The organism is Helicobacter vulpis (assembly GCF_003660395.1).
Lineage (GTDB): Bacteria > Campylobacterota > Campylobacteria > Campylobacterales > Helicobacteraceae > Helicobacter > Helicobacter vulpis.
Window position 1 is genome coordinate 85,988 of the sequence record NZ_QXQT01000005.1, and the last position, 11,278, is coordinate 97,265.

Consider the following 11,278-nt stretch of genomic DNA (forward strand, 5'->3'; position numbering starts at 1 on the left):
GATGTTGCTATTTCTATCTTAACTCTAATCTACGAACTATTACGGGATTCTAATTTGAGAATTCTAACGTAAAAAAAACATGAAGAAGCAAGTCCACGCGTGGCAATGTCTATTAGGTACAACGCGCGGTGTTCTGTGGCGTGGCGCGCCCCCTATTGCGTTTTCCTAAAGGCCACAGAAGCGTCTATGATGTCTTCTTGGCTCAGTAAGGAGGTGTCGTATTTGACGATGATGGTGTTTTGGGTTTCATTGACATACCATTCAACGATGCCGGGTATCTCCTCTAGAGCGTTGAATTTCTCGCGATCAAAGGCATCTAGGGGGAAGTAGACATTTTGTTGTTTATTGGGGTTGTTTAAAGCCAACACCAACACCCCCCAAAGCACGCACACCCCCATCACAATAAAAGCAGATGTTTTAACCCCCAAGTAAGTATACCCCATGCCCCCCAAGAGCCCCCCTAGAAAAGAGCCCACATAGCCATAGGTTACAAACATGCCCAGCACTAACCCGCGCTGATGGGCTTTGGCGAACTTGCTGGCCAAAGACTGCATGATGGGCTCCAAAGTGCCAAAGCCAGCAAAAAAGACCATGATCCCCAGAATGAAAAGCCAACGCGTGGGGGATTGGGGGTTGTGATCGGCATAGGCCAAGCATGCATAGGCGCTTAAAAATAGGAGCACTCCGGCCAATAACACCGCCTTAGCCTTGCCAAATTTTTCTGCAATAATGGCTGCTGGAGCCATGCTCACCATGCCTATGAGTGCCCCGGCCGTGTAAATCTTCCAAAGTACGCTTTTTGCCATGCCAAATTCATGTACGATGGCCAAAGGGATCAACACAAAGATCAAGGTCATTAGGCACTTCTCAAAGAAAGAACAGCTATTGATGATGAAAATATTCTTGTCTTGGAGCACGGTGCGCCAATTGGGTTTTTCTTTGAGTGTGTAGAGAATCTTAGGCGAATTAGGCACTTTGAACATCAAACCCATAGCCCCCAAACTGATCAACGCGGTGAGCAAGAAGAGCCACTGGACTCCAAAGGCCATGCCCACACTAGGCCCTATCACCATCGCGGCCGTGAAGGCCATGAAGATCCCCGCGCCCATCAACGCCATCGCATGCGTGCGGTGTTCTTCAGCGACTTCATCGGCCACCATGGCGCTCAAAACCCCCCCCATCGCCCCCATGCCCTGTACCAGTCTGCCCACTACTAACCAAGCGATATTGGGCGCAAAAAAACATATCAAAGACCCCAGCACAAAAACCCCCAAGCATCCCAGTACCACCGCCTTACGGCTGTAGACATCGCTCAACATCCCTATAGGGGTTTGGAAGAGAATTTGCGTAAAGTACGCGCCTCCCACCGCTAAACCCATCATAAAAGCACTGGCTTGAAAATGCGCGGCATAAAGCGCGATGACGGGCAAAACAATGAAAAGCCCTAGAAAGCGCAAGGAAGAGACAAGTACTAAGGGTAAAATTTGTTTGAACATAGCAACCTTCCCAATCAAGGACTCGGGCTAAAAACCCGTTGGCATGCGTCTTTTTTGTGTTCAAAGACACAGGCGCGTTGGAGATCTTCAAAGGCTTTGGCGCGTTGGGCGCGGCTACTCTGCTCTATTTGGTGCATTTGGTAGCTATAGACTCCATAAAAAGCCACCCCTGCCACCACAATAAACAAGAGATCGCTCCCTCTAATCTTAGGACAGAATTTGCACGCCATGCGCCCCCTTTTTTGCTACTATAACATAATTCAAACTAGACTAAAGGAGAGTTTTTGGCTAATTTGTTTAAAATCATCACCGCTCCCTTGGATTTTATCACCAAGTATTTTAAAAGCCTTGTGTTTTTAAGCGTGTTGGCTTTCTTGTTTTTAGGGGGCAAACACGAGGCACCGCCCCCTGCCAATTTGGCAAAAATCCATCTCTATGGCCCGATTTTTGAAAGCGCGAGTTTTCAAGAACAAATTCAAAAGATTTTAGACAACCCACATATCAAAGGGGTACTCTTGGTGATCGATTCCCCCGGGGGGAGCATTAGCGCGAGCGTGGAATTGAGCGATTTGATCGCAGAGCTGAATAAGGAAGTCCCGGTGGTGGCCTATGTGCGCGGGGTGATGGCCAGCGGGAGCTATTATGCGGGTATGATGGCGCACAAGGTGTATGCTAATCGGGGCGCGCTGATTGGCTCCATTGGGGTGATCTTTGAGGGGGCAGATATTTCAGCCTTGATGGACAAGCTGGGGATCAAGACCCAAGGGATCACCAAGGGGCAGTATAAAGAGGTGGGTACTTTCACACGCCCCTGGACTCCTCAAGAAAAACAATACCTCAATAACCTCTTAGACGCGCAGTACCAAATGTTTGTGAACGATGTCGCGCGCGCACGGCACCTAGACCCCAAAAACGCGCCCAACTTTGCAGAGGGCAAAATCTTTAGCGCCAAACAAGCTCTAGATCTCAAACTCATTGATAAAATCGGTACTTACCAACAGGCGGTGGCAGAATTACAGCGTTTGAGCGGGGTTAAGAGACCTATCTGGTTACAAAAGGACAAATGGGAGGTCTTTGTGGATAGACTCTTGACATCCACAGGCCGCGCCCTAGTCCAAGCGCTTGGTTACCAAGTGCGCTAAAGCAATTTGGGCTATGAAACCTATGGCGCGTTTGCGCCCTTGTGTCTTTGATATGTAGCTAGAAGGGTTTTAGCTATAATGGCGCTTTATTTCATGGATGGAGTTTTGGTATGGAAACGCTGTATCCTTATGCCTTGTTGGTGCATTTGTGTTGTGCCATTATTTTTTTGGGCTATCTTTTCTTTGATGTGGCGATTCTATCCCGTGCTCTAAAGCGCTTTACCCCAGAGTTAGCCAGCAAGATCGAACAGGCGATCGGATCGCGCGCGATCAAAATCATGCCCATTTGCGTTTTACTCCTCCTACTCACTGGGGGGGTTATGTTGAGCAACTATGTAGGAGGAGAGAAGGGATGGCTAGAGACTCCTTTTCAACGTCTGTTGCTCTGTAAAGTTGCTCTAGCCTGTGTGATCTTCGCGCTAGTGATCTTCTCTTTGGCTTGCAAATTTCTTAACAAGTCCAACCCTCTAGCTCCCATCATCCACCCTTTTGTGTTGATCTTGGGTGTGGGGATTGTGATTTGCGCCAAATGGATGTGGTTTATTTGAGCCAATTTCAAATGTTTTTGTAATGTCAAGCATAGCGCATTTTTAGATTTGAAAATCTGCAACTTATCCTTAGGGTCTAAATACACACAGGGGGCGTTGTCAATAGAAATCAAACGCACAAGATGTAATTGATCTTGAATATCCTTAGCGTTATAGTTTTGGGCTTGAAAGAGTTGTAGGCAGGTTTGCTTAGATTGTGGGCTTAAGTATTTGGGGCTTAGGCACATGGTGGGGTGGGCTTTTAGCGTGTCTTTTAAAATCTTGGGGTTGTCATTTCTTAAGAGATCGTAAAAAGGGGCGTTGCGCTCTAGTGGGATTATCCGTGCTGTGTAGAGATCAAAGAGATGTTCGGGGTCTATGCGTTGGGCGTTTTGCTCTAAAAACTCGCTTAGTCCTTGATCATCCAACACAAGATCATTACGATCTTCATCCAAGCTACCGCCCAATCTTGTGTCCAAAACTGAGAGCGCCCAAAAACCCCAGTCTTGCATAGAAATTCCCATCAGTGTCTCTGCACGATCCATATCTTGGACTAAGCGTTTTCTAAAAGACTTATGGGGGACAATGTTTTTTAAATTTTTTTCATCAACTCTTGCCATATTGAAGTCTCCGATCTTTTGGATGCTCCCATAGAGTTGTTTTTGAGAAATTCCCTTGTGGAGTTGTTTAAGATAGGCGATCACATCTAGCCCCGCCTTGTGGGCGTTAATGAGAGGCGCATAAAGAAAGGCGATCACATCTAAAAAGATGTGGGCTGCGGCTTTTGGTTGGCAACTATAGCAATTGATGAGAGAATCGAGCACATCTAGGGCATGGAGCATTTCCATATCCCTAACATGGGCTAAGAAAAGCTCTTCTCTTTTGTTTTTGGGTTTAAACTCTTGAAGTAAGGGTATTTGCCTAGCTACAGCTTTGGCTAGGGGGATAGAGGCATCTGTGTATTGTGCTGTGATGTATGCTAAATCTCTTAGACTATAGGCTCTAGGATTATCAGGCTCTTTTGTCTGCGCATACTCTTTTTGTATGCGGTCTGCGGAGCGATCAAAGTAAGTTTTAAGTGCCTTAAACGCCTTGAAAAATTGGGCATTTTGGTTTGGGGGCTCTTTAGCCTGTAAATTTAACACCAAGAGAGCTAAGAGAAGTAGGCGGATCATTTAAGCCCCTTTGTGAAGTGTTTTTGTAATACCAAGCATAGGGCATTGTTAGATTTGAACGCTTGGAGTTGGTCCTTAGAGTTAAGATACACACAGGGGGCGTTGTCAATAGAGAGCAGGCGCAGGGAGTTTAGGTATTTTTGTAAGGGTTTGGGGTTGTAGGTGTGTTGTTGAAAAATTTGCAGGCAAACCGCCTTAGCCTCTTGGTTTAAATACTGGGGTTGCAAGCAGGGGGTGGGGTTTTGGGGGAGAGTTAGTTGCATCGCTGTTGCCATGCTCTTCATGGCTTTTGCAAACTCATGGACCTCAGGGCCACCTACAAAAATTAAACCCCCGCCAGAAGGGTGTTGAATTTCGCGCACATTGCTAACAACACGCCAATAATTTTCCATGTTGCTGCTGTATTGATCTGCATAATCCCCCAAGAAGGCAAGGACACGCGCATCGTAATAATTTGCCCATAATTGTAAATCTTGTTGCACATTAGCACCCATAGAACGGATAATCTGGGTTTGTAAAAAATTTTCGGGGTCAGAATCTATATCAAAACTAAAGCCGTTATATCGGCTATTAATGAGAGCGTTGCACGCACCGATGTATTTAAAATCTTTAAAAAAATGGCGCATGGTCGGGGTCTTCGCGCCTTTAATCATGTCTAAAATATCTTCTTGAGTTCCCATGTGAAACAAATAATTATAAAGATTTGGCGCGTTAAGATTGGCTTGCAATGTCTGTAAATAATCTGTGATGTCTAAACCCTGATGATACGCTTCAATCAAGGGGGTGTAGATCAGCTCGATGCCCTTTAAAAATTTTAAAGTTTTCTTTTTAGCATTAAAGGGTGCAACACGCTCTGGATGCTCTGGATCGTCTCTGCAATCATCAATATCAGGGATAGAGTCGCGCAAAAAGGCAGCGAGGTTAAATATCTCAAAAGCTTTAAGTGCCTTGATAACTTGGGCTTGTTTGGGGTCTTTGGGTGTGAGGGCTTGTAAAAGCGGGATATGATTGACAAAGGCTTGTAGGTGCTTGACAAGGGATGGTGCTCCCTTTTGCATGGCATTTGAATAGACCATGTCATTATCTACGCGATCGCAACGCTCTTTAAAAGCTTGGTAGTAGATTTTAACCATCAACGCGCGGGCTTGTTGCATTTCTTGGACCAAATTAGGGCTTACAGCCCATAGGGGGCTGATGAGTAGAAGGATGCCTAGTAAGCGAGTCATCAAAATCCTTTATTTAAGCGCTTTTGCAACGCCAAGCATAGCGCATTTTTAGATTTAAAAATTTGGATTTGTTGGGGTGGGTTATGGTATAAACAAGGGATGTGATCTAGGGTGATCAAGCGTTCTTCTTTGAGCTTTTTTTGCATGCGCAAGATTAGGGCTTTGCTAGGGTTTTGGTAACTCTTTAAGCAGAGGTTTAAGAATTGAGAATCCAAGTAAGAGGGATATAAACAGACTTCAGGGGTGCTTTTAATTTGGCTAGGCGCGCTCTTAAGCTGGGCAAGTGTCTCTAGGTAAGCCCCTCCTATTCTGGCTAAATGGATGCTTTGGAAGTAGTGATAATCTAAAAGCTGGTATAAGAGTGGGACTAGCTTGGGATTGCCTAGCGCTTGGGCAAAATCTACAATAAGTGTTGTAGGGCACTCATTGCCCAAGCCCATCAATCTATTTAAAATCCCATAAGCGCTAAGCCCCATGTCTAAATCTCTAAAGAGATGGGCGAGCGCGGGGCTTTTATGGGGGGTGTCATTATACACACCGACCTCTAGGCTATCTGTGTCTTGCCATATCTCATCCATGTTTAAACAATCTGGAGTCCAACACGCGTGCGTGTTGGTGTAGTGGTGGATAAAACCGATGTATGCAAAGGGGTTAATCCCATGTTGTTGGAGTTGCAAAAGGGGGGCATAGAAAAATGTATTGATTTGTGAAAAGTCTAAAGCAATTTGTTTAGTTGTTTTGCTAAATTGGGGTATTTTTGGATCATCTGGCATGGATTCTTGGATGAGCTCTAAGAGGGCAAGAGTGCTAAAGAGATGCATCGCTTCTAGCATGGCGTGTTCTTTGGGAGTGCTTGCCTTGAATTGTTTTAAAATGGGGATAGCAACACTTTGGGCTAGTTGGAGTATTTGTTGTCTTTGGGGGCTTAGGTTTATCAAAAAGGCGTGCAAAGAGGGAGGGCGCACACGCCCATACAAGGCTTGTATTTCTTGAATAGGATTTGCGAGCAGAGGCAGAAAGAGTAAGCCCATCCAAAGTAAAAGGGGCATAGATTTCCTTAAAATTTCATCTTTTGCAGGGCTTGACAGATCGCGTTGTCAGATTTAAACACTTGGAGCTTATCCTGCAGATTTAAATACATACAAGGAGTATTCTCCACATTTAAAAGGCGTTGGGTTTTCAAGTAGCTTTTTAGGTTGTGATAGAGATTGGCTGGAGGCTTTTTAAGCGCATTAAGACAGGTTTGTTGGGACAAAGGGTTTAGGAGTGCGCCTAGCAAGCACACACTAGGTCTTTGCACAATGGCAGATAATTTTAAGGGTTTTTGAGGTGTTTTTGGTCGATCCACATCAAAGACCTGATCGATATAAAAGCCCCAATCTTGAATATCGCTCCAAGATCGGGATAACTGGTAAGCTAGGACTTGCTTTAAAGAAGTGTCTAGCTTGGGATCGTGGGGGGCGTATTCTTGCAATCTATGGGGCACACTCCACAACTCTGAGCTGAGTGTGTAAGCCATGATTGTAGATTGGGACACTTTGATAGTCTGCTTACCTAAGTCCTTGAGTATATTGACTTTAAAGGCAAGCCCCATAACTAAATCATCTTGGGGTTTGGGCTTTTGGAGGGGTAAGTGTTGCCAATCCTCTAAAACATGCACGCCTTGTTCTTGCAACGCCACTAAGGGCCTATAGATTTCTAGCAGGGACAAAAACAAGGCTAGATTAGCTTGGGGGCTATTGAGGGCTTGGTATTTACCCGCCTTGTTTCTGGCTTTTGGCATAGAGCTATTAAGCAACTCTAAAAGCTGGGCTTGACTTAAAATCTTGAGGGTTTTATTAGGTTTCAAAGCCTTTAAAAGGGGCATTTCTTGGATGAAATTTTGGGCTAGAGCGCGGATTTCTTGGGCTTTTTGCTCTAAAGAGCTCTTCAAAGGCTCTTGCTCTAACCTCCGTGATCCGTGCCTAGAGCGCACATCGCTAGAGATGGCGTAGCGCTCCAACACCTTAGCTTGTAAAACTTCCATTTGTGAAAGCCATTTGGCAGGCGATGCGTGGATGAAGCCCACAAGCAATAAAGCCGCTAGCTTTAAATGCATTTAAAAAGTCCTTTCTAAATGTTTTTGCAACGCCACACATAGCGCATTTTTAGATTTAAACGCTTGGAGCTTGTCCTTAGGGTCTAAATACACACAGGGGCTATCATCAATAGAGATCAAACGCACAAGGTGTAATTGATCTTGAATGTCTTTAGCGTTATAGCTTTGGGTTTTAAAGAGTTGCAAACAGGTTTGCTGGGATTTTGCGCTTAAGTATTTGGGGCTTAAACACATGGTGGGGTGGGCTTTTAGTGTGTCTTTTAAAATCTTGGGATTATCATTTCTTAAGCGGTCATAGAAAGGGGCGTTGCGCTCTAGAGGGATCACCCGTGCTGTGTAGAGATCAAAGAGATGTTCGGGGTCTATGCGCTGGGCGTTTTGATCTAAAAACTTGCTTAGCCCTCCTCGACAACTGGACACAAGATTATCGCGATCTTCATCCAAGTTACCGCCCAATCTTGTGTCCAAAACTGAGAGCGCCCAAAAATACCACTCTTGCCTAGAAATTCTTATCAGTCTCTCTGCATGATCCATATCTTGGACTAGGCGTTTTCTAAAAGGCTTGTGGGGGATCATGTGTTTTTCTCGTTTTTCATCAAGTCTTGCCATATTGAACTCTTTGATCTTGTCAATGCTCCCATCAAGCTGTTTTTGAGAAAACTCCTTGTGGAGTTGTTGGAGATAGGCGATCACATCTAGCCCCGCCCTGTGGGCGTTAATGAGAGGCGCATAAAGAAAGGCGATCACATCTAAAAAGATGTGGGCTGTGGCTTTTTTTGGTTTGCAATTGTAGCAATTGATGAGAGAATCGAGCACATTTAGGACATGGAGCATTTCCATATCCCTAACATGGACTAAGAAAAGCTCTTCTCTTTGGTTTTTGGGCTTAAACTCTTTAAACAAGGGTATTTGTGCTGCTACAGCTTTAGCTAGGGGGGTGGCGGCATCTGTGTAACACGATGTGATGGATGCCAAATCTCTTACATTATAGCCTACAATATTATCAGGCGTTCTTGTCTGCATATACTCTTTATGTATGCGATCTTGGGAGCGAACAAAGTAGGTTTTAAGCGCCTTAAACGCCTTGAAAAATTGGGCATTTTGGTTTGGGGGCTCTTTAGCTTGTAGAGTTACGACCAAGAGAGCTAAGAGAAGTAGGCGGATCATTGGGTGTCCTTTGTTAAATTTGTCTGCAAGGCGTGGCATAGGGGGTTGCTGGACTTAAAAGTTTGCAACTTGTTTTGCGAGTCTAAATACACGCATGGGCTCTCATCAATGGAGACAAGGCGCACAAGGCGTAATTGCTCTTGAATGTCTTTAGCGTTGTAGGTTTGGGCTTGAAAGAGTTGTTGGCAGGCTTGCTGTGATTGTGCGCTTAAATATTTGGGGCTTAGGCACATGGTGGGGTGGTCTTTTAAAATGGGGGCGGGGCTGTCTTTTAATTTGTCGTAAAAAAAGGCGTTGTTGTCTAATGGGAGCGCCCGTGCGGCGTAGAGATCAAAGAGGTATTCGGGGTCTATGCATGCGGTTTTTCTATACCAGAAGTCCCACAATGTCGCTTCTTCGCCTATCCAGTCTGTGGCAATCTCTCCATCACAAATTGTGTTCAAAACGAGCGCAGCCCAATAACCATAGTGTTTACGAAAGATTCTTGTGGGCATATCCGCATTATCCATATCTTCAACTAAGCGTTTTCTAAAAGGTTTATGGGGGATAATGTTTTTTTCGTCTGCTTCATATGACCTTAATTTATCAAAATCCTCGATCTTTCTAAACACAGTATAATGGTTACTATAATCGCCTTTAGTCAAGAGACGATGGATTTTTTGCAGATAGGCGATCACATCTAGCCCTAGCTTGTGGGCGTTGAAAAGCGGGGCATAAAGCCATGCGGTGGTGTGTAAAAATCTGTGGGTAAGAATTGCAATCTTTTTTGCGCTCGGAGTGTCTTTGACATATGCCGAGCCATCTATGATGTCCAGGGCATGGAGCATTGCCATATCCTTCACATGCTCTAAAAAAAGCTCTTCTCTTTGGTTTTTGGGTTTAAACTCTTTAAACAAGGGGACATGTTGCGCTAGGGCTTTGGCTAGAGGGATGGAGGCATTTGTGTAATTTGCCATGGCCAAAGTCAGATCGGATTTATCAATATAGGAGTCCTTTGTGACATTGAGGCGTTTGTATATCTTGGTGTAGGATTTTTGCATGTAGCCATAGAGCACCTTAAACGCCTTGAAAAATTCTTGGGTGTTTTTGAATTCTTGGAGCGTGCCTATTGGGATAAAGATGGTTACTACCTCTTCTTTAGCTTGTAAATTTGAGACCAAGAGAGCTAAGAGAAGTAAGCGGATCATTTAAGCTCCTTTGTGAAGTGTGTTTGTAATGCCAAGCACAGCGCGTTATTAGAGAAGATGGTTTTTACTCTATCATGGAAGTCCAAATAGATACAGGGCGTATCAAGAGAGGGCAGGCACACGAGGTGCAGACGTTTCAAAAGGGCTTGGTTGGTAGAGATTGGGGTCAAATATTGGGTACAAACACCCTGTGTTTGTACCAATTAGAAATTAGCATGATGGTTTGTATGAGAAGTGTCAATAGAAAAACTCCAAATGGCGTTCTATGTGCAAGTTTGCTCTGAGCTGCACTTCTACCCCATATTTGTACGCAGGGCTTTGCGAATCTGTACCCCATTTCCCCTAGCATGCGCTATGGCTTGTCTAAAACATAATCCCCACTCTTGACACACACAATACGAGTGTTATGGATACTAGGGAGCACGCGCTTGCCCTTCAGCAATTCCTCTACTTCGTATTGGCTGCAAGTACCTTGATTAGGGCGCACTACGGCTTCCACCCACGCTTTGTATTCCGGGCTGCTCTTAACTTGATCGTCTAAATATTTTCCCTCATAAACCTCTACAAATTGCATAAAATCCGCATCCAAATTGAGTTCATTTTTTTGTACATGGGTGGTGCGTTCGGCTTTATTCTCTGTGAGCTCGCGCACGTAGTGCGTGGGTGTGGACGCGCCCACTTGGGGTGGGCGTTCGTAAGTTTGGGTGGTTTTGATGGTGGTGGTGGAGTAGGTACTGCTCCACTCTTGGGTGGTGTTGGGATCGATACGCAGACACTGGCGCGTTTTGGCTCTGTAGCACAGACGTTGGGAATAATTGGCCTTAGACAAACTAAAGGTGTGGGTGGTTTGCGTGGGACCTAGAGTCTCTACTTTGTCGGGCAATTGGGTATAAGCTAGAGTGATCTGACCAGTTTTACCATGGCTAGGATCGCTTTGCAAATTGCATGGGGTCAAATCCAAATACTGCCCGCTGGCTTTATCTAGGCTCCGCATAATGGTTGGGCGTGTGGCTTCTAGCTTGGCATCGTCGTAGCTCCAAGTCCCGCAGGCAAATTCTTGCAAATCACCCATGCCCACATTAGCAAGGGGTGCCTCTTGGGGTAGGGGGGATGTGGAGGGAACATTTTGGGCTTGAGGTTTAGGGGTTGTTTCCTGTTTGACTTGGGGGTCTAGAGGGGCGGGGGTTTGGGCTATGCCCTTGGGAGGGGTGGTTTCTATAGATGCGCTTTCTTGAAGGGGATCTTGCTTAGGGGTGGTAG

At 45.2% G+C, this 11,278-nt stretch carries 9 protein-coding genes and 1 pseudogene; 2 read left to right on the forward strand and 8 right to left on the reverse strand.

Going from position 1 to position 11,278, the window contains the following annotated elements:
* Positions 1 to 152: 152 nt before the first annotated feature.
* Entirely contained in the window at positions 153 to 1,496 is a 1,344-nt protein-coding gene (locus EAO38_RS02840) for an MFS transporter (RefSeq protein ID WP_121020938.1), read from the reverse strand.
* A 14-nt stretch (positions 1,497 to 1,510) separates the two neighbouring features.
* The gene (locus EAO38_RS02845; protein WP_121020916.1) at positions 1,511 to 1,726 is read right to left on the reverse strand and encodes a hypothetical protein; all 216 of its coding nucleotides are present in this window, start codon (positions 1,724 to 1,726) and stop codon (positions 1,511 to 1,513) included.
* 54 nt (positions 1,727 to 1,780) lie between these two features.
* Here EAO38_RS02845 and sppA point away from each other — a divergent pair, with 54 nt between their 5' ends.
* Positions 1,781 to 2,638: a signal peptide peptidase SppA gene (gene sppA, locus EAO38_RS02850; protein ID WP_121020918.1), complete on the forward strand. Its 858-nt coding sequence runs from the start codon at positions 1,781 to 1,783 to the stop codon at positions 2,636 to 2,638.
* A gap of 110 nt (positions 2,639 to 2,748) precedes the next feature.
* Positions 2,749 to 3,186 carry a copper resistance protein CopD gene (locus EAO38_RS02855; protein WP_121020920.1) on the forward strand — a complete coding sequence of 146 codons (438 nt, stop codon included), beginning with the start codon at positions 2,749 to 2,751 and terminating at the stop codon, positions 3,184 to 3,186.
* Positions 3,187 to 4,336: 1,150 nt separating this feature from the next.
* Here EAO38_RS02855 and EAO38_RS08860 read toward each other — a convergent pair.
* The 6 genes and pseudogenes from EAO38_RS08860 to EAO38_RS02890 form a co-directional block, all read right to left on the reverse strand.
* Positions 4,337 to 5,566, reverse strand: coding sequence for a hypothetical protein (locus EAO38_RS08860; protein WP_162982662.1), 1,230 nt, complete (start codon positions 5,564 to 5,566; stop codon positions 4,337 to 4,339).
* A complete protein-coding gene (locus EAO38_RS02870) occupies positions 5,566 to 6,615 on the reverse strand; it encodes a hypothetical protein (RefSeq protein ID WP_121020922.1) in 1,050 nt (349 codons plus the stop codon). The genes EAO38_RS08860 and EAO38_RS02870 overlap by 1 nt, the downstream gene beginning before the upstream one ends.
* 8 nt (positions 6,616 to 6,623) lie before the next feature.
* The gene (locus EAO38_RS09110; protein WP_235852482.1) at positions 6,624 to 7,664 is read right to left on the reverse strand and encodes a hypothetical protein; all 1,041 of its coding nucleotides are present in this window, start codon (positions 7,662 to 7,664) and stop codon (positions 6,624 to 6,626) included.
* A complete protein-coding gene (locus tag EAO38_RS09115) occupies positions 7,665 to 8,831 on the reverse strand; it encodes a tRNA methyltransferase (protein WP_235852483.1) in 1,167 nt (388 codons plus the stop codon).
* Positions 8,828 to 10,018, reverse strand: coding sequence for a tRNA methyltransferase (locus EAO38_RS09120; RefSeq protein ID WP_235852484.1), 1,191 nt, complete (start codon positions 10,016 to 10,018; stop codon positions 8,828 to 8,830). The genes EAO38_RS09115 and EAO38_RS09120 overlap by 4 nt, the downstream gene beginning before the upstream one ends.
* 352 nt (positions 10,019 to 10,370) lie before the next feature.
* Positions 10,371 to 11,278, reverse strand: a pseudogene (locus EAO38_RS02890) (hypothetical protein); the annotation flags it as partial.